This is a genomic window from Pantoea sp. BRR-3P (assembly GCF_039621635.1).
GTDB classification, from domain to species: domain Bacteria; phylum Pseudomonadota; class Gammaproteobacteria; order Enterobacterales; family Enterobacteriaceae; genus Pantoea; species Pantoea floridensis.
Genome location: NZ_CP155069.1, coordinates 1 through 24,080, shown reverse-complemented (window position 1 = coordinate 24,080; position 24,080 = coordinate 1). Strand labels below are relative to the sequence as shown.

The 24,080-nt window shown below is 47.9% G+C and carries 35 protein-coding genes; 12 read left to right on the top strand and 23 right to left on the bottom strand.

The window, feature by feature from the left end; translation table 11 throughout:
• Positions 1–68 precede the first annotated feature (68 nt).
• The 3 genes from AAGR08_RS23840 (at position 69) to AAGR08_RS23830 (ending at position 960) form a co-directional block, all read left to right on the top strand.
• Positions 69–260 carry a ribbon-helix-helix domain-containing protein gene (locus AAGR08_RS23840; RefSeq protein WP_345831079.1) on the top strand — a complete coding sequence of 64 codons (192 nt, stop codon included), beginning with the start codon at positions 69–71 and terminating at the stop codon, positions 258–260.
• A 95-nt stretch (positions 261–355) separates the two neighbouring features.
• Positions 356–691: a hypothetical protein gene (locus tag AAGR08_RS23835; RefSeq protein WP_345831077.1), complete on the top strand. Its 336-nt coding sequence runs from the start codon at positions 356–358 to the stop codon at positions 689–691.
• A 23-nt stretch (positions 692–714) separates the two neighbouring features.
• The gene (locus tag AAGR08_RS23830; RefSeq protein ID WP_345831076.1) at positions 715–960 is read left to right on the top strand and encodes a hypothetical protein; all 246 of its coding nucleotides are present in this window, start codon (positions 715–717) and stop codon (positions 958–960) included.
• Positions 961–1,055: 95 nt separating this feature from the next.
• Here the strand turns inward: AAGR08_RS23830 and AAGR08_RS23825 are convergent, their stop codons facing one another.
• The 3 genes from AAGR08_RS23825 to AAGR08_RS23815 form a co-directional block, all read right to left on the bottom strand.
• A complete protein-coding gene (locus AAGR08_RS23825; protein WP_345831074.1) occupies positions 1,056–1,544 on the bottom strand; it encodes a hypothetical protein in 489 nt (162 codons plus the stop codon).
• A 346-nt stretch (positions 1,545–1,890) separates the two neighbouring features.
• A complete protein-coding gene (locus AAGR08_RS23820; protein WP_345831073.1) occupies positions 1,891–2,268 on the bottom strand; it encodes a hypothetical protein in 378 nt (125 codons plus the stop codon).
• A gap of 95 nt (positions 2,269–2,363) precedes the next feature.
• On the bottom strand, positions 2,364–2,648 hold the full coding sequence (locus AAGR08_RS23815) for a hypothetical protein (RefSeq protein WP_345831071.1): 285 nt from the start codon (positions 2,646–2,648) through the stop codon (positions 2,364–2,366).
• Positions 2,649–2,967: 319 nt separating this feature from the next.
• Between AAGR08_RS23815 and AAGR08_RS23810 the strand changes: the two genes are divergently transcribed.
• The 8 genes from AAGR08_RS23810 to AAGR08_RS23775 all read left to right on the top strand — a co-directional run bounded on the left by AAGR08_RS23810 (position 2,968) and on the right by AAGR08_RS23775 (position 7,103).
• Positions 2,968–3,723, top strand: a complete 756-nt coding sequence (locus AAGR08_RS23810; protein WP_345831070.1) for a tyrosine-type recombinase/integrase — start codon at positions 2,968–2,970, stop codon at positions 3,721–3,723.
• A gap of 259 nt (positions 3,724–3,982) precedes the next feature.
• Positions 3,983–4,435 carry a hypothetical protein gene (locus AAGR08_RS23805; RefSeq protein WP_345831068.1) on the top strand — a complete coding sequence of 151 codons (453 nt, stop codon included), beginning with the start codon at positions 3,983–3,985 and terminating at the stop codon, positions 4,433–4,435.
• A gap of 167 nt (positions 4,436–4,602) precedes the next feature.
• Positions 4,603–5,256, top strand: coding sequence for a ParA family protein (locus AAGR08_RS23800; protein ID WP_345831066.1), 654 nt, complete (start codon positions 4,603–4,605; stop codon positions 5,254–5,256).
• Positions 5,257–5,408: 152 nt separating this feature from the next.
• Complete coding sequence (locus AAGR08_RS23795) at positions 5,409–5,606, top strand: chaperonin (protein WP_345831123.1); 198 nt, start codon at positions 5,409–5,411, stop codon at positions 5,604–5,606.
• A 61-nt stretch (positions 5,607–5,667) separates the two neighbouring features.
• Positions 5,668–5,949 carry a hypothetical protein gene (locus AAGR08_RS23790; RefSeq protein ID WP_345831064.1) on the top strand — a complete coding sequence of 94 codons (282 nt, stop codon included), beginning with the start codon at positions 5,668–5,670 and terminating at the stop codon, positions 5,947–5,949.
• Positions 5,950–6,044: 95 nt separating this feature from the next.
• Complete coding sequence (locus AAGR08_RS23785; protein WP_345831063.1) at positions 6,045–6,239, top strand: hypothetical protein; 195 nt, start codon at positions 6,045–6,047, stop codon at positions 6,237–6,239.
• A 67-nt stretch (positions 6,240–6,306) separates the two neighbouring features.
• Positions 6,307–6,594 carry a hypothetical protein gene (locus AAGR08_RS23780; protein WP_345831062.1) on the top strand — a complete coding sequence of 96 codons (288 nt, stop codon included), beginning with the start codon at positions 6,307–6,309 and terminating at the stop codon, positions 6,592–6,594.
• 71 nt (positions 6,595–6,665) lie between these two features.
• The gene (locus tag AAGR08_RS23775; protein ID WP_345831060.1) at positions 6,666–7,103 is read left to right on the top strand and encodes a hypothetical protein; all 438 of its coding nucleotides are present in this window, start codon (positions 6,666–6,668) and stop codon (positions 7,101–7,103) included.
• Positions 7,104–7,272: 169 nt separating this feature from the next.
• Here AAGR08_RS23775 and AAGR08_RS23770 read toward each other — a convergent pair whose 3' ends face one another.
• From AAGR08_RS23770 to AAGR08_RS23685, 18 genes are all read right to left on the bottom strand, one after another.
• Positions 7,273–7,824 carry a hypothetical protein gene (locus AAGR08_RS23770; RefSeq protein ID WP_345831058.1) on the bottom strand — a complete coding sequence of 184 codons (552 nt, stop codon included), beginning with the start codon at positions 7,822–7,824 and terminating at the stop codon, positions 7,273–7,275.
• 698 nt (positions 7,825–8,522) lie between these two features.
• A complete protein-coding gene (gene repA, locus AAGR08_RS23765) occupies positions 8,523–9,383 on the bottom strand; it encodes a plasmid replication initiator RepA (protein ID WP_345831121.1) in 861 nt (286 codons plus the stop codon).
• Between the two features lie 410 nt (positions 9,384–9,793).
• Positions 9,794–10,063, bottom strand: coding sequence for a hypothetical protein (locus AAGR08_RS23760; protein WP_345831119.1), 270 nt, complete (start codon positions 10,061–10,063; stop codon positions 9,794–9,796).
• 200 nt (positions 10,064–10,263) lie between these two features.
• Complete coding sequence (locus AAGR08_RS23755) at positions 10,264–10,536, bottom strand: hypothetical protein (protein ID WP_345831117.1); 273 nt, start codon at positions 10,534–10,536, stop codon at positions 10,264–10,266.
• 4 nt (positions 10,537–10,540) lie between these two features.
• Complete coding sequence (locus AAGR08_RS23750; RefSeq protein WP_345831115.1) at positions 10,541–10,867, bottom strand: hypothetical protein; 327 nt, start codon at positions 10,865–10,867, stop codon at positions 10,541–10,543.
• Position 10,868: 1 nt separating this feature from the next.
• A complete protein-coding gene (locus tag AAGR08_RS23745) occupies positions 10,869–11,210 on the bottom strand; it encodes a hypothetical protein (protein WP_345831113.1) in 342 nt (113 codons plus the stop codon).
• A complete protein-coding gene (locus AAGR08_RS23740; protein ID WP_345831111.1) occupies positions 11,211–11,894 on the bottom strand; it encodes a lytic transglycosylase domain-containing protein in 684 nt (227 codons plus the stop codon).
• On the bottom strand, positions 11,891–12,085 hold the full coding sequence (locus AAGR08_RS23735; protein ID WP_345831109.1) for a hypothetical protein: 195 nt from the start codon (positions 12,083–12,085) through the stop codon (positions 11,891–11,893). The genes AAGR08_RS23740 and AAGR08_RS23735 overlap by 4 nt, the downstream gene beginning before the upstream one ends.
• Before the next feature lie 5 nt (positions 12,086–12,090).
• Positions 12,091–12,603, bottom strand: a complete 513-nt coding sequence (locus AAGR08_RS23730) for a pilus assembly protein PilL (RefSeq protein WP_345831107.1) — start codon at positions 12,601–12,603, stop codon at positions 12,091–12,093.
• The gene (locus tag AAGR08_RS23725) at positions 12,584–14,005 is read right to left on the bottom strand and encodes a TrbI/VirB10 family protein (protein ID WP_345831106.1); all 1,422 of its coding nucleotides are present in this window, start codon (positions 14,003–14,005) and stop codon (positions 12,584–12,586) included. Before AAGR08_RS23725 ends, AAGR08_RS23730 begins: the two co-directional genes overlap by 20 nt.
• 1 nt (position 14,006) lies before the next feature.
• Complete coding sequence (locus AAGR08_RS23720) at positions 14,007–14,843, bottom strand: TrbG/VirB9 family P-type conjugative transfer protein (RefSeq protein WP_345831105.1); 837 nt, start codon at positions 14,841–14,843, stop codon at positions 14,007–14,009.
• 4 nt (positions 14,844–14,847) lie between these two features.
• Positions 14,848–15,576 carry a hypothetical protein gene (locus AAGR08_RS23715; RefSeq protein WP_345831104.1) on the bottom strand — a complete coding sequence of 243 codons (729 nt, stop codon included), beginning with the start codon at positions 15,574–15,576 and terminating at the stop codon, positions 14,848–14,850.
• Positions 15,577–15,585: 9 nt separating this feature from the next.
• Positions 15,586–16,560, bottom strand: a complete 975-nt coding sequence (locus AAGR08_RS23710; RefSeq protein ID WP_345831103.1) for a type IV secretion system protein — start codon at positions 16,558–16,560, stop codon at positions 15,586–15,588.
• A gap of 50 nt (positions 16,561–16,610) precedes the next feature.
• Entirely contained in the window at positions 16,611–17,072 is a 462-nt protein-coding gene (locus AAGR08_RS23705; protein WP_345831102.1) for a hypothetical protein, read from the bottom strand.
• Position 17,073: 1 nt separating this feature from the next.
• Positions 17,074–17,886, bottom strand: a complete 813-nt coding sequence (locus AAGR08_RS23700; RefSeq protein WP_345831100.1) for a hypothetical protein — start codon at positions 17,884–17,886, stop codon at positions 17,074–17,076.
• Positions 17,883–20,462, bottom strand: coding sequence for an AAA family ATPase (locus AAGR08_RS23695; RefSeq protein WP_345831099.1), 2,580 nt, complete (start codon positions 20,460–20,462; stop codon positions 17,883–17,885). The genes AAGR08_RS23700 and AAGR08_RS23695 overlap by 4 nt, the downstream gene beginning before the upstream one ends.
• A gap of 12 nt (positions 20,463–20,474) precedes the next feature.
• The gene (locus AAGR08_RS23690; RefSeq protein WP_345831097.1) at positions 20,475–20,834 is read right to left on the bottom strand and encodes a hypothetical protein; all 360 of its coding nucleotides are present in this window, start codon (positions 20,832–20,834) and stop codon (positions 20,475–20,477) included.
• Positions 20,831–21,184: a hypothetical protein gene (locus tag AAGR08_RS23685; protein ID WP_345831095.1), complete on the bottom strand. Its 354-nt coding sequence runs from the start codon at positions 21,182–21,184 to the stop codon at positions 20,831–20,833. The genes AAGR08_RS23690 and AAGR08_RS23685 overlap by 4 nt, the downstream gene beginning before the upstream one ends.
• 77 nt (positions 21,185–21,261) lie before the next feature.
• On the opposite strand from AAGR08_RS23685, the gene AAGR08_RS23680 reads away from it, so the two are divergent.
• Positions 21,262–21,606 (top strand): hypothetical protein, encoded by a 345-nt coding sequence (locus AAGR08_RS23680; protein WP_225760262.1) that lies wholly within the window; start codon positions 21,262–21,264, stop codon positions 21,604–21,606.
• Positions 21,607–21,816: 210 nt separating this feature from the next.
• Here the strand turns inward: AAGR08_RS23680 and AAGR08_RS23675 are convergent, their stop codons facing one another.
• Together AAGR08_RS23675 and AAGR08_RS23670 are read right to left on the bottom strand one after the other, a co-directional pair.
• Positions 21,817–22,839, bottom strand: coding sequence for an ATPase, T2SS/T4P/T4SS family (locus AAGR08_RS23675; protein WP_345831091.1), 1,023 nt, complete (start codon positions 22,837–22,839; stop codon positions 21,817–21,819).
• Positions 22,840–22,847: 8 nt separating this feature from the next.
• Positions 22,848–23,567 (bottom strand): hypothetical protein, encoded by a 720-nt coding sequence (locus AAGR08_RS23670; protein WP_345831089.1) that lies wholly within the window; start codon positions 23,565–23,567, stop codon positions 22,848–22,850.
• Positions 23,568–24,080: the final 513 nt, after the last annotated feature.

Below are 24,080 nucleotides of genomic sequence, written 5' to 3'. Positions count from 1 at the left end.
TCTGCAACCACTTTATTCTATCTGCCATCACCTTACACTACCTGTCTTTTACTAAAGGTAGTTATGACATGGCCGAACCCTATTTAAAGAACCGTCGCCGCTTTACTTCCTCTCTTGATAACCGTCTTGTGCCACTTTTTGATGAACTGGCTAAAACTTCCCGCATCCCTAAAAGTCGCTTACTCGATGAGGCAATTGAGGACTTACTTTCAAAGCATGGTGTACCTGTTATAAGCCCGTTAGATAATGAGGACGACTGATAGACGCTTCTTTCACGGCCTCCTGTTTGTCCTGGCTGGCCCGAATATGATGGGGTAAGATCTGTACACACCTATCAAATTGCCGAGGGCCAGACATGCGAACTATCACGACATGCGAACAGCTATTAGTGAACGGAACGGTCAGAGAAAGGGTTGCAACACATGTTGTCACCGGGGCGCACGGCTATGAAACGCTCTGCACAAGCGGCTACAATATCAGTCGTAACGAACAGGGCATAGTGATTGAAAACTGTGAAAAGCTGGCTGAAGGCGAGCTGCCAATCACTTGCCCTACCTGCTTCGTAATCTGGCGTGACGTTCACCAGTTCACGGCTGGCAACTTTGATATGGAGTCGGGGAAAGGACATTTTGCTGATACCGGCCTCACTGAGATCACAATAGGCCAGCTTTCCGAGCTGGAAGCAGAATAACCGCCGCTTTGAGAGGTGACATTATGGAATGGGGTACTCATCTGTTCGCGCTGGCGCTGTTTGCACTGTGCGCCCTGCCGGTAATCAAACTACTCGTAGAATCACTGTCAGGCTCTGGATCAGGCTCAACCGCCCACAGGGATATATGGGCTAAGCCCGTCCCGGCCTGGCACTTTTACGCAAAGCTTGCCGCTGTCGTCGTCATTGCTGGCCTGCTTTTGGTTGCGTGGATTATGTTCATGATAGAAACCTTCACGCCTGATCTGTAACGCGCAAAGCGATTAAGCCGCCGCCAGGCGGTTTTTTTACGCCCTTCTGCGGCGCATTCGGTAAAACCCCTATTCTGCCGAATCCGTTACATCATTCAGGGCAAGCCTAATTCAGTGTGGTAATTTATAAGGGTAGTGAATCTGTAATCAGCGCTGTTCAGGATGTTTCTGTCTTTATTCTGTACAGCCTTTACATACTTTTCCACGTACCGAGTAAACTGCTTGGTTACGTGATCTTCCTTACCCTGTAGCTTTCTGCCTGCTTCTTTTGTTTTCAGCAGGAAGGGATCACTACTGACATGGCAGGGCTTTCTAATCAGCAGAGCTTTTGTATAATCCAGCCCCATGCCTTTAACACGCCGGTTCCGGTCGCGATTTACCTCAAGAATAAGGCTCGCATCATGCTGAATGTTAGAGCGAACCGGAATAGCAAAAACTAATCCGTTCAGCTCAATTTGTACGATGCCATGACCGCGAACCTTATTGCCAGCCATCCATACCCGGTTAGAGGTGTCAAAATCGAGCGCCTCAAGCACTACAGGGTTGTCTGTGTAAAACGAGTTATCTAACTTTTTAAGTTCCATGATCGCCCTTCACCGGATACAAAAAAACCCCGACATTGTCGAGGTTTTTAGGGTAGTTATTACAAGGAATTTGGGTTTTTTACGTGGGGATTTTCCTACCGCCACAACAAACAAGGAATTTGGGTTTTTTACGTGGGGATTTTCCTACCGCCACTAACTACGGTTTAAATATTACTCGCTATTGACGAATACGTCAACCCAATACGGTATTAGGAAGCCTTAACTCAGCCGACAGGCGTAGCTTTAGCGCCTTTTTCGCTGATTAGTGAAACCCCTGTATTACTGGCATTAAAAAGCCGCTTCAGTAGCGGCATGTTAAACGCGTGAAATCTCACTCACGGCTGTGTCATTCGACAACATAGCGATGGTAAAGGTAGCTGATCAGCAGGACCAGTACCACAGCCAGAAACTGATAGCCGCCGACACCGTACCAGGGCCGTTCGTCAAAGAGGCCCATTTCTCTGGCACGTCCTACCACGCTGCCGAACTGTTCTTTATCTGCCATATAGTTAAGAAACGGGAACGTCCCTGTAATCAGCCATGCCGATATAACGCCATAAACCAGCCACTGCGGAAATATGTCGATAAAGTCTGACAGGCCGCCGCCGTGACGCGCATCACTGAAAAAGTTGAACCAGAGCGCGACACAGAGCGCCCCCCAGATGATCACTGCATACACACACGCCTGGAAAAAATTCACTCCGTCATAAAGCGTATCAAGCACCTTACCGCCTCCTGTTTTGCCCGATTGTTTAGCAGGGCTTATTAAATCATTTTTTCCCTGTAAATTCGCGCAATGATAGCTTCGACGGCTTGTGATTACCTGAGCAGCAATACAGACACCGCCGCTATCAGCGACATTGCAACCGAAAGCAGGAATGAAAAAGAAAGCAACTCGGACTTTGCATCAATCATGCAATCTAGGGTTGCTTCCTGGGTATGCGCTGGCGTTAAGTCCGGTAAATCATGCCATTGCTTTGACTCTTTCATCTTTTCATATCCGCTAAGGGTATGCCGGGTGTGCCAGTGAAACAGCCAGAGCAGCAGCGCTAGGCCAGCCGGAAGATATTTCACGAAATCCAAAGTTTGAAAGGTCTGTTCCATAGAGACTCCTTTTCCCCGCATTCGGTAAAACCCCGATAACACCGAATCGCCACCTGCCCTGCATCGCTGCGGCACTGATCACTATATGTTGTGGTTTCATCAGATACTGCCGATACTACATATAATGGGTGCGGGGGAACCGGCGAGCCAACACCAGGGCACAACGCGCCGGTTTCCCCGCTGCGCCATTCGGTAAAACTCCGGTAACGGAGGGTTTCCCCGAATGTGATTTACCGCCAGCGGAGTTTTTCTTCGCGCACTGCTCGCCTGCTTACGTCAAAATAGACGTAACAGGCATGTGGTGCGGAGATTTAAAAAATTGAGTAACTTCCCCCCCGAAATCCCTCAGATTTCACGTAGCGTTGTCACGACGCCCGGAACACCGGCAGCGCGGTTTGGTATGGATTACCCTCTCGCCGCCGCCATGCGCGATCTTGCCGCCGAGACAACCGGCTATCCGAAATACCTGCTTGCGCCTGAAATCGGCGTGCTGCTCGATGCCGTAGGCGATCTGCGTCAGCGGATACTGTTTGATTTCCTCTGGAACACCGGCGCACGCATCAGCGAGGCGTTAGCCGTCACCCCGGCTGATATTGTCCTCGATGCCAGAAGGCCGTATGTCGTGCTGTATACGCTGAAACAGCGACAGCAGCCCCGGCCCGGACGCCCGCGCAAGGGAGAGCCGGTTAAACGCGCCGTGCCGCTGCTCGATGAGGCGTTTGTTATGCGGCTGCGGGATCACCTGGCAACCTTCACACGGCACCGCACAAAGCCGGTATGGGAGATAACCGACGACACTGCACGGCACTGGCTGCAAAACGCCCTGGCTGAGTGCGAGCGGCGCGGCGTGAAATTCACCATTCCCCTGATCAGTCCGAAAACCTTCCGGCATTCGTTCGCCATGCACCTGGCGATGAACGGGGCGCTGCCGGTCACGTTGCAGGCGTACATGGGGCATAAGGATTTTAAAAGCACCCAGCACTATCTGCGCGTGTTCGCGCTGGATGTCGGAATTGGCCTAAATCACACAATCCGCTTTTCATACCCGCCAGAAAATCCGCTGCTGTTACCCTGAATTGCTATCACCTCAGCGTCCTGCAGGGCGTTCTGGCCGTAAAATTTGCTATCAGATGATGCGCGAGCTGGGCGGCGCCGGTCGCAGATATGATTGCAAAATGCCCCCCCTGCCCTGTCCTGGTGAGTAGTGCCATTGATTGTTATCATAAGGCTACCGGTCAACGTGCGTGATAGCCGGTTGTAACGCACCTTTCAATCCCTTCAAGCTACGGCGAACTGTATCGCCGCTGGCGATATGGTTCCCGTCAGGAGCCAGTATGAAAACCCAAACCCCTGAAATTTCCGCAATCCCTAACAGCGATGAGTTTTACCTTTATACGGTTGAGTCCAGGCTGAAAAGCTGCATTAACGGTAAGGCCGTAATGCTGGAAATGCTGATACACCGGTTGTTTGATAAGTACGTTACCGGTCTGCCTGAGTTTCACCGTCAAGGCTGGTCTTTCATGGAACTCAGCAACGGTGGTTTCTACTTCTGTCCGGCAGATGAACGGGTGTTTACCATCAGGATCGGTAACTACTCGGTGTCGATAGACAACCATCAGCTAGGCATGGCGCTGACGTTCGATGTGCTTACCGCTGTGTTTGAGCGCACCCGCGACCAGGCTTTTCACGTTGCGTTACTGGCGCTCGAAGCGTTTTTTGTGGAAGCAGACAGGAAAAACCAGGCTGACGGCATCAGGGCTTACCTGAAGTTTATCAAGCTGGTTTAACACAGGTTAACGCCTGATCAGCCGGACACTCTCTGAGTGTTCGGTTTTTTTTTGCACCGCGACAAAGAACCCTTAGGGGAATCTTAGGGAAATCCCTAATAAATCCTTTGAACATCCAAAAGGATTATGTAATATATCCCTATCGCAACGCAGAAAAGGAAAACGACATGACAGTTATTGCAGCAGCACACAACAAAGGCGGCACCGGAAAAACAACGACGTCAGTTCACCTTATCGGTGAGCTGCGCCCTGATGACGTTATCGATATCGATGTTCATAAGGGGATTAGCATTCTTAACCGTATGCGCCCGGATGACGCGCAATGGCCTGTATCAACGTTCAACAATTCGAAAGAGCTGATGAGCTACATCCGGGAGCGTGACGAAGCGGGTAAGCTGGTTTACGTTGACTGCGGTGGCTTTGACTCCGAGCTTACCCGTTCTGTTGTTGCAGTTGCTGATCTGGTAATTGTTCCTGCGAACGACAGCCCGACAGAGCTTATTGGCCTGGCCTCTTTTGATCACGTTCTGGCTGATATCAGCAAAAAAATCGGTTTTGAGCTGGTCACTCACGTTCTGCTATGCAAGACGCCGCCAAACAAAAAGAACTTTCCTGAAATGGAAAACCAGCTAGCAGAAAGCCGCCATATGAAGCTGCTTAACAACCGTCTTCCTTACCGTACCGGACGCTATGGGTTCCAGGAAAGTTTACGGACCGGACAGGGGATTACCGAGATCAAAAACGGCAGGGCATCACCGGCAGGGCGTGAGTTGCGGAAGGTTGTTGCTGAAATTCAGGCGCTGCTAGCAGACGAAGAATAATATACAATGGAATCCTTACGGGAATCCTTTAAACATCCTTAGGATTCCCAATAAATTCCTATAATGCACTACCTGAGGTTTCCGTAATGACTAGCAAGAAAAATAAAGCAAGCCTGTATCAAGCTGTTGCAGATGACCAGTTAGGTGATGCCATGCTGAAAGTGAACACGCCAGCGGCAACCGATGCACCGGCTAAAAGAGAGGTGCGTACAAAGACGCTCAAGGCAATTCCGGCGAGCTACTTCGACGCACACCAGGCGCTGCGAGATTCAAACAAAACCGTTCTCGACTTCTCAAGCTACATCATGGAAGCCATAAGAGAAAAATTCGAAAGAGACGGGGCGCTGTAACGCCCTTAGGGAATCCGTGGGATTTCTTAAGGAAACACTATAAACATCCTGAGGAATTACGATGAGTCAATACAGACTGAATGGAGAGACACCCCACGGCACTGTAGATGTATTGCTTGGATGGGATGAGCCGATGAACTGGTTCTTCATGGTTATTGATCCTGAATCTGATGAACCGCTTTACAGCAACCTGGATGAGTACGCCCCGGAAAACCTGACGCTGGATTACTTCCAGGGTGTTTTAGACAGGTTTAATATCAGCAATATTTCTTTGCTTCCGGGCCACAAAGACGGACTGTATGAAAAACTCATGTCAGACCGCAAAGAAAAAAGAATGAGTTGAGAATCCTTATATAAACCCTAAGGAAATCCCTTAGGATTCCTTTGGAATCCCTGAGAACATCCTAAGGGTTTACCTAAGAAAACTAAGTTTTAAAGATGGAAATTACGACAAAAGACTTCGCCGGTTGGCTGGGGATCAGGGAAGGGGAGCTGGTCTATAAGTACCAGACAACGGGTGAGTATAAAGGAGTGGAGTTGCCGCAGCCGCTATACCAGCACACCGGCAAAACCCGCAAATTTCGTTATCGTGACGTTGTAGCGTTTATTGAAAAGGTCCGAAAGCCAAAATGACTTGATATAGTTACGCCCGAATACAGAAAGCCGCCCAGACGGGAAGGCTAGTTATTCAGGAGTAACGATGAGACTGCAAGATGTAGCCAAAGTCTCTGTAAACCTTCCAGATGCTGATTTCTGGATAGTGCGCAGAGGAACCGTTAAGGCGGTTGGAGAACCCACGTATACATTCAATCCTGAGCATATCGGGATAAAGGTAACACGGACGGAAGTAGTGCTTCCGCGCTACCTGTATTACTGCCTGATGCACATACACGCTAAAGGCATGTGGGAAAATCTGGCAACCGGCACACTGACTTTAGTGAACATCCGGGTTTCTGATATCAAGCATATCGCGCTTAAGCCGCAATAAACCTATCGCGTTAGTACGCTATCAAGCATAAGGGCAGCTCTGCTGCCCTTAATCGACGCTGAGAGGCATCTATGAACATTTCTATCGATCTGCCTAACATCAACGAGCAACGTCTTATACTGCTGCAACAAGGCTCAGAAGATGGGTGCAGGCAGTTACGCGCTAACCTGGACGCTCCACGCTATCCGGCAGCGTCTGGTATCAATGCTGACGATTACGGTGATAAACACCTGAGAACGGCTGATGAAGGATGGGAAGCCCCGGCCCCGGAACTGGTGTCAGCCTGGTTCGATCAGTTTATGGCAGCGTTCCCGGAATACGCATCTGAGAATAAACTGGCGGCACTGCTTGGCCTGTCCGGGAACAATGCCGGTCGCCGCATACGGGCTTACACGTCAGGCGATGAAAAGATCCCTTATGGGCTATGGCGGCGCTTTCTGGTGATTACCGGCAGGGCAAGCCAGGAGATCATTCCAGTGATGGGGATTTTTGATATAGGGGAGGAATGAGAAGAACCGCTGCAAAGCGGTTTTTTTGTCTCAAATCTACGGCAACACCGGATCGGCGCGTAAGGTGCTTATCTGACAGAACCGATGAAATTACGCTTCCTCGCTCACGTCCGGTAAAGCTGGCCGTGAGTCTGCGGCGAGCGTTGATGGTGATAGCAAATATAATAATTTAGATAATTCTGTTAAGAGTTTGCGGACCGAATCTTTTCCGATGTCGTTCCGGCAGACTTAAACGAGCAGAATCATGAAGATCAATCATTGCATCATGAAGCCTTAAGCAACGACTAAAGCGAAAACTACCCGGCGAGTTAGTGGTTAAAGAATGATTATAATCTGTATGGTAGCGATCTAATGTGCTTATCATCGAGCTTAATAGATCTCTGACATTTGCCGGTAAAACAAAAGCTTGGTCACTCTTGATAGCATCAAACTTCTTTGAAGCAACGTCTAATGTGGTAGTAGCCGCTGGTTGCCGCAGTTGGATTCTAGTAGGCGATGGAAATAAATTACCAGGATTAGCTTTCATCTGTCTTGCTTCTGCCAGAGCGGTATTAAAGTCGGATGCAGGTGCAGCATTAATGATTATCTTTAACACTGTCATATTTGCCCTTGCCAAAGAGCATATATCATTTAGCGCCTGGTTTTTCTTACCAGATGACGTTAGAAAATCATAACCAGAAACCCAAATTTTGCTGACAAGTCCAAATGGAGGTAAAGACATACTCAATCCTTTAAGAAAATTAGTTAGTAAAACTAATATACTCTTTCAGTTAGCTCCTGAAACCACTTCTAAGCGTTTTCTTACATAACCCTCCTATCTACTCACTTTTCCAAATTGAAACGCTCATGTAGCTTTACAGCCCTTTTAAATGATGAACTTAGGCTAGTTGGCCTCTTCTTCTGCTAAGCCGGTTTGCGAAGCCTCGATCTAGTCGCTGTGAAGAAGGTAAACGGTCGGAGACGAAAGGAATGTTCAGCAATCCTCTTTGCCGATTAGTTACAACGATCACCGATGATTTGCACTTTTGCCCATCGTTTACGATGGGAGCTACCTATTAGATCTGAGCGGCTTGGCCGTAGGCCAGTGCAAGCGAAGTCATCACTCTGACTGTCCACAGGGCAGGCAGCGAATAGGTATTGTTTTTAATAGATATTTAAAACAAGAAGTTTAAAAGACTCCACGCACTTTGAAATCTCAGCGGATAGAACCTTACAGAGATAGTCCCATGCACTTTATAGTGCATAACTCGATTGCTTGAAAAAAATGGCTTGGGAAAGGGTGGTCGGTTACTGGAAATAAACAGATTCACGCAGACACTGAAGCCATTCACAAAGCGAATCGTGCAGGATTTAAGCAACGATAAATTGCAGACGTGCGAAACCCTCCGGCGTTTGCCGGAAGGTAACAGGAAAGGGTAGTTAGGCCGCTAATCGGGTGAAGTTGCCCCGCGACATGATCATACGCTGCTTAACTCTGCGCGCGATTTCAGCGTCTATGGCCGTTCTGTCAATCGGGAAAGAGCCAGCGGCAATCTCTTTGGTAAGTTCTTTTCTCACCAGATTCTGGATCTCTGCGTGGGTGCGCTGAGCGTCACGCAAAGCTTTTGCACGGAGTTCGCCTCGCTTTTTACGTTTCAGGCGATAGGCATAAAACCGGCTGCGCATAGCTCCCCAGGCTGCCGCTATGTGCTCTTCAAGTGTCAGCTCTGGTAAGCCCTGCTCTTTACGCTTCATGTTCTTGTAGGCGTGTCGGCTGCGGCAAGCGCCCTCAACGGCGCGTTCAGAAATGTCCAGCGCACGGAAAAAGTCAGGCAGGAAAGAGATGTCACTGGGGAAGTTGCAGCCGAGCGTTGCACAAAACTCTGTCTTGTACGTAATCAGCCCCATGTCACGCAGTGCTTCAAGTGCGCGGGTAGTGCGCGAAATGCTTACATTCGTATGGGTGTCGTGAACCGTTTCGGTAGCAAGACCACATTCGATAGCAAGGTTCGTCATAGTGACGTTAACCCTGTTAGCAAGCGGATCGTAGTGAAAGCAGATACCCTGTAGCAGTGCTTCAATTGCCTGCAATCGCGCTCTCGGTGGCATACGCTTACGTAACCCTTTCTGACGGGCATACGCAACATGAATGGCAAAGGCAAAGGTAGTGGTGAATCCTTTCGCTGCATCCATCAGCTTTTGATTGAATGAAAGCGTCTCTTTACCCTTCGGTGGTACAAATTCAGGGTTAGGATTTTTAGGACGTCCAGGGTGTAGCGGTAATGAAATATTCTCAGACACGCCCGCCTGCGCTTATGGCGGGCAGGGGTTGATTTGGTAAACACATAGGTTATAATCCTTCACAGGTTTCGTACCTAGCCCCGGTCATCATGCCATCCGCCAAGATTGCACATGATTTCCGGGGCTTTGTTTTTTTGGGCTTTTCAACCCTATCCTTCACCACCTTTCGGCGTGGCATACCTCAAAAATTCTTTTCGTCTTGCGTAGTTAGCGATGAAATCTATCACCACATTTGCTTTTAAACAAGACTGCCTTTCACTGCTATAGGCCGCACTAATCATAACTAAACAGCTTACATTAATCCAGTCTACTACTTGGCGTTGATCGCAGTTTCAGGAATCCCGTTCTGTTTCACAGGTTTCCTGTGAGGCATAACGGGATTGAACAACCGTCAGGGCGTTAGCGGCTCATCAATCAAAAAGTGCTTTCTGTGCGTCTCTGAAACGCTCAAGACGCATTTTATAATCGTTCTTCTCTGCTTCTGACTGCCTTAAGGCCCGATTAAGACGCTCAATCTCTTTCTGCTGCGCTTGATACTGCATCAGGCATCTGAGTAGGGTCTGTGATCCGGTTTTCTCACCCACAAGCGGCCCTACAGCTTCCAGCTCCGCATCATGAATGTCCTTAGTTCTTACCGTTAGCGTTCCCATGAAAAAATCCTTGATAGCAAATTCACACATTCAAGCTACATCCGGGCAAGCTAAACGCAATCAATTTTGCGTTGGCCAGCTCGCCGGTCGTTTCTTTTTTGCTATCACTTTTTCTCTGGCCAGCTCGCCGGCAGCGCCAAAACTGATAGCAAAAAAAACTCAAACATCGTCCTGCAGAACATCAGAGTGATAGCAGGATGGCAAATTTACGTGCGCATCCTGCTGATCGGTCAGTCATGCACAAAGAAAATCGGACCTCCGAAAATGCTCTTGTAGGAACGCTTGCGGTCTTCCGGCAGCGCCCGGAACGTGTCTGAATGTTCCTCTGCAAGTTTCGCCAGTGTTCCTGTCTGCGCGATAAAGGACGGGGTAACGCTTTTTATCTCTGCCAGGATTTCACGTAATACGTTCATTCCAGCTTCCGGCAGCGGATCTTCTTCCATTAATGCCAGGTATTCATCTATCGTCATGCGGTAACGTTCTAAATCATCTTGCTCTTTCATGGCTCTACTCCTGCTCGCGGCATATCTCAGACATGGTTTCGTTATAGGCGCGCTCGGTGTCCTGTTGACCTTCGTGGCTCAGCTCGTAGCCACGGCTCACTGCTTCCTTTTTCACATACTCCGCATCTCTCATATTGAGAGATTCCAGCCTGGCAAGCGCACTTAGCAGACTATCTAGGCACAGCTTTTCGTAGATTTCGTAATAGCAGCCGCAACGCTTACCGGCGTCCTGACTGATTCGCTTAAAAAAGGTGTCGATGTGAATCCCGTCATTTTCCTTTGACCAGGGATTGCGGATATAACCGGTGCGATTTTGTGATGATCGAATCATGTTATCCCCTCATCCGGCCAAATTTGTCTAAAATGCCCGATATGTCAGCAGGGCAACTGCTCATTGCTTCCTCGCGCTTTTTCAACGTCTTCCACGGGTCGAAACCATGACGCCCGAATTTTTTAATGGAAAAGAAATAGCTCCTGACGGGATCACATTCTTTACTCTCTGAACCCTCAAGCTTTTCAGTCATACACATGAAAATCGTGCAGGGGTCTTTCTTATCCAGCATTGGCTGTTCAATCGGGCCCAGGTCAGAAATATCGTTGTATTCCTCTGCGGCCCGGCTGATATATGTGGTCAGCGTTAAAACTACGGCAGCACCTATGATGAGCTTTTTCATTTATCCTCCGGCTAACAGCGCCATTACTTTTTTTACGTATAGCTTCGTTTCTTTGAATGGCGGGATGCCGCCGTACTTGTCTACGTTGCCTTCTCCGGCGTTATAGGCTGCGAGCGCCAGTTCCAAATCGTTGTACTTGGCTAACAGGCGAGACAGATAGGCTATGCCCGTCTTAACGTTCTGGTCAGGGTCATAGGGATCAATGCCCTGCTTGACCGTATGAACCGGCATGAGCTGCATCAATCCTTTTGCGCCTACAGGACTTTCCGCTTTGGGGTTAAAGCTGGACTCCACCTGAATCAGCGAACGAACGAGCAGTTCGCTTATCCCGTATTTATCCGCGTATTTTTTTATAATCGCTTCAATATCAGCAGGCGCATCCCTCCTGACACCGTTAACTATCGGGTTTTCAATTACCTCGCGAACTTCTTTAACCACCTCTTTCTGAATTACGGGTAAGTCTGAAAGAGGTCGCGTTTTACCCCAGTTTTTCTGCATCGCCTTAGTCCACTCAGGCGAGGCGCGTCTGTCGTCGTCTGTTCCGTAGCTCGCATGAGCTACGGCAGGGGAACGTGGTGCTGAATCGCCACCATAGAGTGATGCATAGATAATTTCGGCATCACTGGCGGCCAGAGTCTGGCCGCTTGCTAATAGAAGGAGAGTTAACACCGCACTTATTTTCATGGGGCAGCACTCGGCATCATGTCAGCGTTCTGCTTCACAGGCTCATTACCCAGGCCGACAGGAACGGTAAGATCTCTGTAAATCACATGGCGGTCGGAAAGCTGAAATAGCTGGCCGCTGCCGCCCTTCATGGTGGTTGAGCAGCCACTGAGAAGTGCTGCAATTGCGAATGCAAAAATTGCTTTATTCATGGCCGTTACCCGTTTTTCTGAAATGAGACAAGGTGATGCGCGTGATCCACAACAACATAGCTATCAAGACCGACAAGAAGCTGTAGCGCATCGAGCACTGGCATAGTCCGGTGCATCTTAGCGATAGCTGGAACAGGCTTATCAACGAGCAGCGCCGCTTCTCTCGGTGCGGGATAACTGGTCACAAGCCGATACCCGGTGGGTTCGAGAAGATAATCCACTGCCTGGCGAACCGTCTTTATATCCTCCGGCCAGACCGTGCGCATGTAGACCGTTAATGGATCGACGTACTGGTAACGTGAATCCCTGGCATTTGCCGGGATCGCGCCCCCGTTCGAAAACGGGCCTGTCACATTTACGTCATATCCATAAGCCTGACGGCCCGGTGATGTGGTCACTTCGGTTACGGTGTAACCCTTGTTATCTGAGCCTGAACCAGAGAAAGGAGCAGCCTCTGCACACAGTGGAAGCGCCGCTACACAAGTAATTAAAAGAGATTTAATCGACATAGTTTTCATAGAGCGTTTTCCACGGTTTGATATACATTTCGTCTTCAATCAGGATGCGGATCGGCTGACCTGCATGAAGGGTTTTTGTTGGCACGATATTAAGGAATTTCTGAGCCTGGCCTGATGCCTGCTGGCGAGCGCCGGAACCAAAGTTTCCTGCGAATGACTCCTTACTGTCTCCAGTACCCTCATAGCTCGTTTTGGTGCCAATCAGTGCATAAGCCGCAACGCCGAGGATCTGCGCGGTGATGTGGTAATCCACCTCATCCGCGGCCACGCCGGAGGAACCCATACGGTCAAGCACACTCTGCTTGCTAAAATCGATACGATCACCGTTTGGCAATACAAGCCATTTCACGAGAAAAGCCATCTTGTTTTGAATAGGCTGATTAACACCTGATTCGCCAACGGCCTTAATCATCAATGTTGAACCTTTAGGTGCCAGGATATATGAGTTACTGGCGTCCATAATGTCGTTAGTGACCATTGCTTTCATGGAGCCGCCAACGAAATCAGAAACGGCTGTGTAAGTTGTAATGGCGTTAACCTCTGCACCAGTGGGAAGCTTGATCTTGCCTTCCGTAGAAGCCTTGTAGCGGTTGTCTGCCGGATAACCTACAACTGCATTACCTTCTTCGTCGGTTGGCCCCTCAGAGCTGCCGCCGCCGCCGCCGAAGCTTCTGGCACCACCGGTAGAGCTAACCCCTTTGCCAGCATCACGCATTTGCGCATCGACATTTGACCGGGCCGACGCCATTTTCTGAGCAACTTCATCACCGCTTTTATCCTGCTGCGCTTCCATCATGCGGATGCGCGTCTGCAAAGCACTACGCTGTGAATCGATATCGGCAATACGATCAGAATTGCTACCACCTGAACCAGATGAACGGTGAGAGCTTGCGCTGCTGCTGCGGCCTGCGCCTGGAACAGACTTATTTGAGTCTTCATAACGGGTCTGACGGGCTTTCAGCGCGCGTTCAACTTCCTGCGCTTCGAAGCGTGCTTTAACCTCATTGATCAGCTTCTGCTTACGCTTTTCATCCTCGCTGATTGATGGGCTATCGCCATTGTCATCACCGTTCTTGGACTGTTCGCCGCCCTCAGCACCTTTTTTGCCGTTTAGCTGCACGTCATAAGCACTTTTCGGCTGCTCTTTAGGCTGCTGTTGCTGCTGCCTGGCTCGCTGGTTGTCGACGAGCTGGTTAAACCGATCCGGGTCGTTATTTACTGCCGGTGCAACAGCAGGTTTATTTTCATCTGTAGTACTTTTCTTGGTTGAGGTCGAAATGTTGTAAATCATATTGATAAACAGCAGCAAACCTACAAGACCAAAGGCAACCATCAGGTAAAACTGGCCCTTTTTCTTGTATGTAGAAGGTTTCTCATCGACGCGATTTTGCCGTTCTTCCATATCAGGATTCCCCGTTGGTCGCGTTATCGGCACGGTTAATTTCCAGTTCAACACCATCAAGGGTCATGGTGAATTTTGGATAGATCCCAACCATCTGGTAAATGGCGTAAGCATCGTCATATTTGGTAGGAACGACGGCTTTTTTACCGCCAACCTCGGCCTGGACTGCCATCAGCCCACGGTTAGGGTTGCTTAAGCGGATGTAGGTGAAACGCCCGTCATCGTAAACGTCTGCGACGATGTTTTTACCTGCAAACCCTTTGCCGGTGCTCCAGTTGTAACGGGTATAGATGTGATAGCGATATTTCCGTAACGCCTCATAAACTGCCTGTCGTTTGCTGCTTTCTGCGTTCATACGCATTTCATTAATCTGGCTACGCATTGCGCTTGCATCAGCACGGCCAGCATCTGAATAAGAGCCAATGCTGCTCCGATCGCGGCTGCTGAGAATGCCGCTTGTTGTGCCGCGAATAACGACACAGGTTGTGTTTTGGCTGGCCGGTACTCGCGTAGCCTCAATATCAAGAGCCTGGCCGTTGGTCAGAAAAGCAGTAGCCATGGTCTTTACACCGCCTGGTTCCTCAGAAGTCGGGCGGATAAGGATTTGGTTTGCGGCCCCGTCAACGTCCCACAGTTCGTTAGAATTAGACGGCTTCTCGGTCACAAGTTGCGTGCCGTCAGGGAGCTGCACACGCGTACCCAGGTAAAGCGCAGAGTTAACACGCAATACCATGTTTTCTTTCCAGTTGACGATGCGGCACTGCTCAGCAAGCGTATTTGATGAATAGGCAAATACAAATGCCATTGCAGAAAGAGAAATTGTTTTTGTCAGTTTCATTTGCTTACCTATCCAGATCTTTTTTAGTCAGAATTTCAATACCGATTGAATTAACGTTAATCCAACCAGTGCTTTTTTTACTCATTTGCGCCCTGTCCAATACAGTCCAGGTAATACGCTGCATCCTTCTTGTCGTGTCTTCCTTCTTCACTTTAGCGCCAGGTCTGACAGTCGTTTCATCCCATGAAACGTTAGTTCTAATAATTTCTTTCTTCTTACCGGAGAAATTACCGGGGATAACGTCGTAGTGATCAATCCTGATATTGCTTACATTAACTCTGTTTTGGTCAGTGCCTTTTGCGGCAATTTCAGCAGCAGTTTTTGCGGCATTGAACCCGCTTTCGTCGTTAAATTCCGTATACAAATCATCCCCCATAAAAACACCGGCTTCGGCATAATCACGCTGAATGCTTTCCGGGTGAATCTGATAGCGTGATTCGTAGTATTTAGTCAGCAGTGAATTAACCACATTTACGTAAATTGGCTGCTCATCATCTGGATTAAACGGACTGACTTCTTGTTTACCGTCAGACCACATTTTAACCCACACTACCTCACGTGAGTTCTTTGACTCCTCTACAGCTTTCTTGGCTGTGTAGGTGTTATAAAAACTCAGCAGCACCACTATAAATAAACCGATTAGAAGCCATGTACGGTCGGCTCTCAGAACCGCCATTTTTGACCTGCGTAAAGAACGATTTGATTTTTTAACCTCGTTTTTATCGAGTGGCATCTTAATCACCTATAGAATTACAGTAACGGCTTTAACGGCGGCAGACTTAGCCATATTGGTTGCTCCATTACTGGCAGAACCAACACCAGAACAGAGCATTTTGGCAAAGGAAAACGAGCTGAATATCATGATGCAAGATATAATCCCGAAGACAATAATCGCCCACAGAAGACTTAAATTTTCATCAGTGATAACCAGTGGCGCGGTAACATTGAAATTACCGTCAATCATCGTTGAGGCAGGATTTTCGAATTTTCCTGCGGCGTTAATCGTAGCTTTCATAACGAGCATAGAAAGCAATGATGTCAGTCGCAGTAAAATTGAACACACACCCCAACCAATATAGAACCGAACCCAGCCGTCGAAAATTTTCCGCGTCCACGGCGCAATAAGGAATGGGATGAACAGAACGCCTACCATCCTTGCTAATGAGTACCCCAGCGTGACAAACACGTCTGCCAGATAGAAAGCTATCTGTAAAAAGAGTGATACGACAGCCCAGATGATAGTTACGGCCCACATCCAGATAGTATCCGTAAAGCCAACATCAGGTGCCTGCACTGCCTGAGTTATTGTTCTGTCGATAAAATCCGAGAGGAACATTTTATCTTTAGAACCTACGATCAGGAACTGGAATACATTACCTAAATCCTCAAAGGCCCCTTTGATGACGTATGTAAAAGGGCCATAGCTGGCAATAAAAGCAAGAGTAGCGATGAAAAGAATTACGGCAGTGAAGGCAGCAACCCAATCTGCGTTACCCATAATAAACTTGATAATCTCGCCAACTATCACCATGAAGAACAGAAAGGTAGCAATTGCTGAAACCAGCAAAAATATGTCACTACCGTTCGCAGAGAAAACGGCATCAATATATTCCTGGACATTATTGTCTATTTCTTTTGTTAGCTGATTGCTTATAGCAAACACAGGCTGAACAAAAGAAACCCACAGCAAAAATACAGCAAATATTTTTTTAAACAAAGCGATACCCCTTACAGCACATGCCGTAATTTTTTAAACCCGCCGCTTAATTATCTAAGTGACATACCTAACATCATTTTTGCTGAATTTATGTCCGGCGATGACTGGTCAAATTTATTTGTCAGAATCCATCGGACCTCTGCTTCAATCTGCTCTTTCTTAACTTTACCTGTCCATGAAGATGCACTTTGCCCTTTTACGCGGTCATAAATACTTACCAGGTCTTTTAATGTGCTCTTAGCCTGTTCAGTAGATAACGAAGAATATTTACTCTTCGAATATTTAACACTGCCACGATTTGGCACTTCATCGCTTGCTCTTTCTTTTGCTTTTAAAAGGCAAGTCATCCGGTTATTAACCGAACAATCATTCTTGTATTTGGCTACCAGCGTTTTATGTTGCTCATCAATTTTTTTCTGAGCCGGATCGACATAACGCTCATCTGCCAGAACGCTTCCTGACAACACACAGAAAAGAGACACTGCCAGTACGCCTTTCTTAAAATGATTCATCTTATTCACCTTTATATGCCTTGCTCATGTTTTTTTCTTTTAACTCTCTTGCACGAGCCATTTTATTAAAGTAGTCATTTGAGATCTGATTAGACATTTTGAAATCAGTGTTCTGTTGAGATTGTGCGTTCAGGTTCTGCTCAATAATCAGTTGATTCTGGCGAGCCATCAGTTGCTGCGTAGCGAGTACATCGTTATCGCCTAAGTCATCCAGTGCCTGACCAATTTCATTTGCCCTGGCAGCCTGCTCGGTAATGTTCTGGTCATTGTTCTGGCCTGCCAGATCCTGACGTACAGCCATTTCAGCTTTCCGCTTGCGATACTGAAATATGGCTTTAGCTCTCTGACGGTCATTACTCAAATAAGGTATCTCTGCGTTCATTTCTGACCATTCTTCGTCAGACATGCCCCAGCCGTTCAGAAGCTTGTTTCGTTCTATTGCATCATCCCACGGCCCACTGCCTACGTTGGCATCATCACCTGAGCTGTAACGCGGGTCATACATATCAATATTTTTTAATCGGTTCAGGAAGTCCTGAAGATTAACCCCGGTAAGCTGCTGTTTAAGCTTCTCAGCCTCACGCAGAGTCTGCCGGTAATCAGCAAGCATCTGATCATAACGTTTATAGGCTTCGAGCAACTGGTTGTTGCTGAGGACGCTTTGTTGCAGATACTCCTCGTAGTCTTTAAGACCTTGAGACAATTCGCGAAGCTGTCCGGCGATCTGCACATAGTCTGTAACCGGCACAATTGCATAGGTCGGTGACGCCAGGAAGCTGGCAGCAATTAAGGCCGCAATTAAAGTACGTTTCATTGATAGATGTTCTCCAGTTCGCGCTGCGACTCCGTAGGCGTTTTCGCTTTTCCTAAGCCCTCTACGATGCGATCAACTGCTGTATCAATGTCATCAGTCTCTTTGTAGATGCGGTTAGCTAACGATGCCTCATGAGCTGTAGATGTGCAGATAGCATATTGTTCTGATTCGACGATGAGGTTAACAACCTTCGCAATACGTGCCTCCGGGATGTAGATGTACATCTGACGACGGGGGATCAGAGTTCTGATGATTTCTACCTGGTCGGGAGACAGGCCAAAAGCCTTAACATAGGAATCCGTTTCTGCATCCGGATGTGACATAAAGATAAACACAGACGCTGCGGCCCTGAGTGTTTCCCATTCCTCCAGGTTGGAATAGTGTTCAGGGCTTTGCGTCCAGAACCCCATACCGCCACCATGCTTGAACCAGGTGCGTGATTTTGTAATCGCCCAATCAGCCGCCCCTGGCACTGAGAGGGTGTACTGTGCTTCATCGATATCCATGAACTTAGGCGTTTCGCGGTACTTCTCAGACTCAAAAAGACGCACAGTACGGAAAAAAATCTCGTGCTGAATGAGCTGGGCTTCCGCTTTCTTGTCTTTAACGGCAGCAAGGTTATAAACGGTAAGCGGCTTATCAAGCTTGCCGATTGCGTCCTTCTCGTTATCAAACAGCGATGCCCGATGGCCTTTACCGTAAAAGGCGGCCAGTTTGTTTTTAATCGGGTTGCTGCTTTTCGCCATGAGGGTGCTGAGTGTGTTAGTAGACAACCGGCCTTCCACGTTAGCGAACTCCTGCTCAAGAAGGCTTTTAATGCTTCTTGCCAGCTCGTTCACTTCATCAGGTGAGAAGTAACGGTCTTCTTCACGCTCATTAAAACGGAGCATGATTTTTAACTGATCGATGTAGTGAGAAACGAAATCGAGATCCTGAGGTGAATAGGCATCCTGAAACGTATTCATACCGTCTCTGACACCTTCTGAGAGCGTAAACGCGGCCCCGTCTTCCTTAAAGAAGTTGGCAAGCGGTATTGTTCCCTGATCAACGTCGAGAGACGTATACAGACCGCCCAGTTTAGAGAAATGGGATGCTATTACGTTTTTTGCGAATGATTTACCGGCGCGGGTCGGTCCAACCCCGATCACCAGGTTCTTTTCACCAATTACAGACGTGTAGTGGAAAGGAACGCCGTCATCAGACTCAAAGATGTAAATGGCTTCTTCTGTGTCGAACCCTTTTTTCCACGTCTTGATACCTTTATGTGAGCGGTAAAAGAGGGAAGCTGCACCGGCTTGTGCGGTGTTGTAAACCATTGTACGGAAGGTGTTTTTGTCATAGCCAGGCTGCATAGCAAAATAGGCTTTTTCAAGGCCCACGCTTTCCCACACAATAATAGAGTTATCCGTAACCACCTGATTAACTTCAACTGTTCTTTCAATTAACTTAAGCGGATCGGTATCAAACACAGCAATCGCAGATAAGTAGTTACCTATCTTTTCAGGTGAATGAGAGGCGTTAAGCAGCTCGTCCTGCATTTTTTTCAGGTGCGGGTTTTCTTTCACTCGGTGCTCAAGGTGATCACTGCTTATCTTGGCCGTCATGAGATCGGAGAAGTTAATCTGCGCCCTGAAAAGCTCATTCTCTTTCGCCGTGAGTACAAAGGAACGCTTTAATGCTGATAATGGGCTAAAGCGATTGAAAATGACGTAATTTCCCCTCATCAGCACGGCTTTCTTGCCGCTGTCGTTGTAAGACCAGACAGCCTCTGGAACGCTATCCTGACCGTGCTGAATGATGCTACCAATGCGAACATATACCGGCTTAGCCCCGTCTATTTTCAGCATAGGCACGCCTTCAATGAGTACATTCTGAATGGTTTCACCATCCAGTGCATACTGATCCCAATCTTTCTTTGGTAACGAGCAGGGCTTAGAAGTGAGGTATGACGGATTGAAATTTGCTAAAAATTTTTGCAGACGCCAGATTTCATTTACGCCCATATGCTTGTTTTCAGGCGAAAAGAAAGAAAGCCTAACATCGAGGTCTTTCAGCGCATCACGTAGCTTGCGGCATTGCTTGTTATACTCGTCAACCTCGATCATGTAGGAATCGAAGTTTTTGAATGCAAGGCCGAGTCGCTTACGTGCATCTGTATCAAAAATGCTGTTAAAAAGGTTCTTAGCAAATGTCAGCGAAAAGACACTGTTGAGGTTCTCTGTAGGCTCAACTTCCAGCAGCCAATAAATACGAGAGCCATTGAGGTTACGCACTTTGTTAAGAAACGCCTGACGGCGTTTCGATAACAACTGACTGCGGGGATTTTCGCGGTCGGCAATTTTTACTTTGACGCCTTCATAGTGCACATAATATTCAGTCAATGTAACGTTAGCCGGTAGGAGCTGAAAAATATTACGCAGCATTGCGCTAACAGTCTTCCTGACCGCATCAGTAACAAATGTCGGATCAAGACCAGTTAACTCAAGCCCTCCAATGACGGTGCCGGAATAGGTATAGACCGTATCACGATCATGACCTGCAAGGTTTAACTGCTCGTTATATGTACCAGAAGGCATCAGTCTAACCTCTTACTTTTGAACCCATGCGATAGCCAGCGCCAGGTTGAATAATGCAATTCCACCCATAGCTGCACGGAAAGCCCAGGCTAATGCCTGGCTGCCAGCTTTCGGAATCAGAACCCACATGATGATGCACGCGGCCAGTGATAAGAACACAACGAACAGAACGCCAGCCCCGCCGACTAAATCGATCAGGTCCTGCATCCAGGAGACGAGTTTTTGCAAAAACCCTTCGCTGGGCGTATCGAGAGTTACATCGTTATTTGCAGCCAGGGCGCTACCAGAAAAGGCTACTGCAAGACTGAACGCGAAAGCTTCCTGAAGCTTTTTTCTTGCTCCCTGTAAGCGATTGGCTAAAACATTTTTCATTTGCGGGTATCCTTAATGTCACTGAGTTTTATGAACTTCACTTTGCGCTGAGTCGTCTGGCTGTTGTCCGTACTTTCAGCGCCGATGATTGCAGAACGCCATGCAACATGAGCGTCGCGGTCTTCCATGTGGATCGTGTATATTGGCAGGACGGTTATGAGCAAAAAGATCACGAAGGCAAGCACTGAAAAAAGGCTAAAGAACTTGATAGCCAGTAACAAAGCAAAGCCATTCACGAACAGCAGAAGGATGTACATCTGATGCGGTATACCCGCCTTCATTTTCTTGTCCGAAAACACCTTGTTGTTTCTAAGGTTTGGGTTGACCTTGAAGCGCTGTTCTGTCGTCATATATTGCACGTCTTATGTAAACGATTCACTATTACTTAAGAAATTTAGCATCGAACGAGGCACGGTTCAACACTGCGATGAAAAAACTCTACGATTATATTGAGGCGATGAAACGCCACACGAGATTGAACACGAACATTAAGATCGCGGATTATTTGGAAGTCAGCCGCCAGTACATCACGACGCTGAAGTATGGAAAAAGTTGGTTAAGCCGAGAAAAATGCTTAGATGTCGCAGCAGCTTTGGGAATCGACGTTACGGAAATACTGATGACCATAAACGCAGAGAAAAGCCAGTCCCTTAGCGATAAGGAACGGTTCTATAAGCTCGCAGAGCAAAACCGTTCCCCTATAAACCCTCCCGAAAGTTTTAAGCCTGATGGCTCACCTCGGAGAAGGCCAGCGAAAAAGAAGAAGCCGTAGCCGCTTACGTTTTCAGAAGCCGAACTTTACATTCTTTACATATCACGATCAATATGAGAATCGGCCTATTCTTAGAATGCTAATTAAAATATGCACTTAGCTTAAAATGGTAACGGAATCTAAAAATTAGCGTTCTAAGAATCAAGCACATTCATTAACATTTGTAGAGAACTGGTTAGGGGCTGGGCCACTCAAGGTGGCCCAGCTCCCTCACTCGCCTACACGCTCATGTTTTCCGGTCTGAGTATTGAAACGGAAAATGATGTGAATTTTCCCGTCCCGCAATTCGCCAATTTCAGTAATCCTTCTTCCCCACTGGGGATCACGATGCGTCTGGATTATTACGTCAATAGCATCACGTAAGAGAACACCTGTCAGCTCGTAACTCACGTGACCGGCAGAGGCTAAAAGGTACTGGAGGCGTGAAAGGCAGTGCGCAACACTCTTGCCGTGTACGGTCGATGCACAGCCGCGTAAACCTGTATAAATGATTTGAATGAAAGCATCCACGGCTGGCGGTTTACGCAGCTCTCCTACGATTACTCTGTCCGGCTGCTGGCGCAGGGTTGCATGAGTAAGCGCAGGCAAATCGATAGGGCTTTCACGTCTGTTTGGGGCTTCCATAGCCAGGCCGAACGGAAACATAGAACGTATATGTAGCTCCTGCGTATCTTCAGCAGTGATGACTCGTTCCCGGCGATCAATGTATTCAGCCAGATATCGGATCATGGACGTTTTGCCGGAACCCATAACCCCTGAGACCAGGAACGTTTTTTTGTCCCTGACCATCGCTATCAACCACTCAAGCATTTCTTCCGTGAACATACCGTTCTTAAGAAAAAATTCTGTCGTAAACTTCTCTATGGGAACTTTACGCAGGGCCATTGTTGAGCCGGAAGGAGTAGTAGATACATGCGTAGCGTTAAGACGACTACCATCGGGAAGCCTGGCATCAAGAATTGGAGCCTGAAGATTTAATTCATCCTGATCCAACGTAACGCAGAATTGCTGTATGAGAGAAACAAGCCGGTCTTCGGAATCAAACCTGCAATCTACTTTCTCAAGAATACTGTTACGCATGACGCTTATATCATCATAGCGGTCTACAAAAATATCGGTGATCGATGGGTCTTTGTAGAGGTGCATGATAGGAAGTAATTCATCGTGAATCAGATTCCATGACTTAATAGCTTCCTCAAAAGTGTCATCTACATAACCGAAAGGATATTCCATACAAACTCCTACAGAGCATAAGGCTCAAACTTGTGAAACTTAATCAGCCCATGCGAGTGAACGTGAATAGGATCGAAAGAACCTGTACGGGAAATGTGTCTCACATTTCCGTCAGGACTTGTGAATTTGGGCCACGGATTTTTCTCATAAAGTTCCTGGTAATGACCTAGTACAGACTCAGAGGTAAAGAGATAAATGACATAATCAATCTTACCCTTTTGCCAGTCGTCAGCATGACCATGTAGGTTGTAGTAAATCCGGTTAACATCTTTTTGCGTCAGCTCAACTTCAACCGCAATTCGGACGTCCTGATTATTTATGATCAGCAGGTCGGGCCTTCTAACGTAACCCTCTTTAGCGAGTTCTGTTTCGCTAAAGAAATCCTTCACGCCTTTCTGCGTAATGAGGAATGATTGAATGCTGTAACTGTGAATGATTGTGTGCAGAGGAAATCGTCGGAAGGTACGAATAGCTAAAGTAGGATTATGAATCTTTGCTTCCTCTACACCCTCAGTTGATAAGGTAACTACTTTCTTTCTCGTGCCGGGAATGTAAGTTTCTTTGGTAATCCCTTCATCCGCTAATTTCTTGAAGAAATCCCCCTGACCATTGACGTTAACGCCTAACATTTTCGCAAGCAGATCGCGACTCGAAAAACCAAACTTAGCGAGCCACAAAATTACTTTTTGTCTTTTCTGGTAATTGATTTCAAAGTTACTCAAAAACACCTCCGCAAATGCTGAGATTCGCACGAACTTAACAAGCCCCCATAAGGGGCGGGTAAAGCCCTTAAAAGAGATTGAAGAGATTGTTCTCGCGCCCACGCGAGGACAAAGGAAATTTTCGCGCCCACGCGATAATTTACGGTCTCTCCAGGAGCATCCCGTTCAGGGATGCGTATGGACGCGGAGCGTTCAATCCGCGCTATCCGCGCGGCGTCAGGGCTCAAGCCAAAGGCGAAGACGCCTGACCACCCCCCTTAGGGTGGCGCAAGGTTCCCCGATAGGGGGAACCGCCGCGCCCCGAAAGTGGTGCGAGACTTGGAACGCGAAAAGCGCGCTTGAGGCGTATACGCCGATTCGCGCCTTTTCGACCGTTCCAGGGCGACGCACCACTAAGGGCAAGCATACACGGCGCTGGAGTGAAACGAAAGCAACGTGTATGCGCAGCAGCCTTAGGGGGGTGGTCAGGCGTCGCAGACGTCTGACGCCGCGCGGGGGAATTCTATGCAGGTTCGGCGT

Bases quoted from the DNA above. Each gene is read 5' to 3' on its own strand.
- AAGR08_RS23825 (WP_345831074.1), bottom strand. From the start codon at position 1,544: ATGGAACTTAAAAAGTTAGATAACTCGTTTTACACAGACAACCCTGTA.
- AAGR08_RS23715 (WP_345831104.1), bottom strand. From the start codon at position 15,576: ATGCCACTCGATAAAAACGAGGTTAAAAAATCAAATCGTTCTTTACGC.
- AAGR08_RS23840 (WP_345831079.1), top strand. From the start codon at position 69: ATGGCCGAACCCTATTTAAAGAACCGTCGCCGCTTTACTTCCTCTCTT.
- AAGR08_RS23735 (WP_345831109.1), bottom strand. From the start codon at position 12,085: ATGAATAAAGCAATTTTTGCATTCGCAATTGCAGCACTTCTCAGTGGC.
- AAGR08_RS23685 (WP_345831095.1), bottom strand. From the start codon at position 21,184: ATGACGACAGAACAGCGCTTCAAGGTCAACCCAAACCTTAGAAACAAC.
- AAGR08_RS23700 (WP_345831100.1), bottom strand. From the start codon at position 17,886: ATGAAACGTACTTTAATTGCGGCCTTAATTGCTGCCAGCTTCCTGGCG.
- AAGR08_RS23815 (WP_345831071.1), bottom strand. From the start codon at position 2,648: ATGGAACAGACCTTTCAAACTTTGGATTTCGTGAAATATCTTCCGGCT.
- AAGR08_RS23740 (WP_345831111.1), bottom strand. From the start codon at position 11,894: ATGAAAATAAGTGCGGTGTTAACTCTCCTTCTATTAGCAAGCGGCCAG.
- AAGR08_RS23745 (WP_345831113.1), bottom strand. From the start codon at position 11,210: ATGAAAAAGCTCATCATAGGTGCTGCCGTAGTTTTAACGCTGACCACA.
- AAGR08_RS23790 (WP_345831064.1), top strand. From the start codon at position 5,668: ATGAGTCAATACAGACTGAATGGAGAGACACCCCACGGCACTGTAGAT.
- AAGR08_RS23690 (WP_345831097.1), bottom strand. From the start codon at position 20,834: ATGAAAAATGTTTTAGCCAATCGCTTACAGGGAGCAAGAAAAAAGCTT.
- AAGR08_RS23720 (WP_345831105.1), bottom strand. From the start codon at position 14,843: ATGAAACTGACAAAAACAATTTCTCTTTCTGCAATGGCATTTGTATTT.
- AAGR08_RS23755 (WP_345831117.1), bottom strand. From the start codon at position 10,536: ATGAAAGAGCAAGATGATTTAGAACGTTACCGCATGACGATAGATGAA.
- AAGR08_RS23800 (WP_345831066.1), top strand. From the start codon at position 4,603: ATGACAGTTATTGCAGCAGCACACAACAAAGGCGGCACCGGAAAAACA.
- AAGR08_RS23675 (WP_345831091.1), bottom strand. From the start codon at position 22,839: ATGGAATATCCTTTCGGTTATGTAGATGACACTTTTGAGGAAGCTATT.
- AAGR08_RS23795 (WP_345831123.1), top strand. From the start codon at position 5,409: ATGCTGAAAGTGAACACGCCAGCGGCAACCGATGCACCGGCTAAAAGA.
- AAGR08_RS23785 (WP_345831063.1), top strand. From the start codon at position 6,045: ATGGAAATTACGACAAAAGACTTCGCCGGTTGGCTGGGGATCAGGGAA.
- AAGR08_RS23830 (WP_345831076.1), top strand. From the start codon at position 715: ATGGAATGGGGTACTCATCTGTTCGCGCTGGCGCTGTTTGCACTGTGC.
- AAGR08_RS23805 (WP_345831068.1), top strand. From the start codon at position 3,983: ATGAAAACCCAAACCCCTGAAATTTCCGCAATCCCTAACAGCGATGAG.
- AAGR08_RS23730 (WP_345831107.1), bottom strand. From the start codon at position 12,603: ATGAAAACTATGTCGATTAAATCTCTTTTAATTACTTGTGTAGCGGCG.
- AAGR08_RS23770 (WP_345831058.1), bottom strand. From the start codon at position 7,824: ATGTCTTTACCTCCATTTGGACTTGTCAGCAAAATTTGGGTTTCTGGT.
- AAGR08_RS23760 (WP_345831119.1), bottom strand. From the start codon at position 10,063: ATGTGTGAATTTGCTATCAAGGATTTTTTCATGGGAACGCTAACGGTA.
- AAGR08_RS23680 (WP_225760262.1), top strand. From the start codon at position 21,262: ATGAAAAAACTCTACGATTATATTGAGGCGATGAAACGCCACACGAGA.
- AAGR08_RS23780 (WP_345831062.1), top strand. From the start codon at position 6,307: ATGAGACTGCAAGATGTAGCCAAAGTCTCTGTAAACCTTCCAGATGCT.
- AAGR08_RS23835 (WP_345831077.1), top strand. From the start codon at position 356: ATGCGAACTATCACGACATGCGAACAGCTATTAGTGAACGGAACGGTC.
- AAGR08_RS23725 (WP_345831106.1), bottom strand. From the start codon at position 14,005: ATGGAAGAACGGCAAAATCGCGTCGATGAGAAACCTTCTACATACAAG.
- AAGR08_RS23705 (WP_345831102.1), bottom strand. From the start codon at position 17,072: ATGAATCATTTTAAGAAAGGCGTACTGGCAGTGTCTCTTTTCTGTGTG.
- AAGR08_RS23775 (WP_345831060.1), top strand. From the start codon at position 6,666: ATGAACATTTCTATCGATCTGCCTAACATCAACGAGCAACGTCTTATA.
- AAGR08_RS23750 (WP_345831115.1), bottom strand. From the start codon at position 10,867: ATGATTCGATCATCACAAAATCGCACCGGTTATATCCGCAATCCCTGG.
- AAGR08_RS23695 (WP_345831099.1), bottom strand. From the start codon at position 20,462: ATGCCTTCTGGTACATATAACGAGCAGTTAAACCTTGCAGGTCATGAT.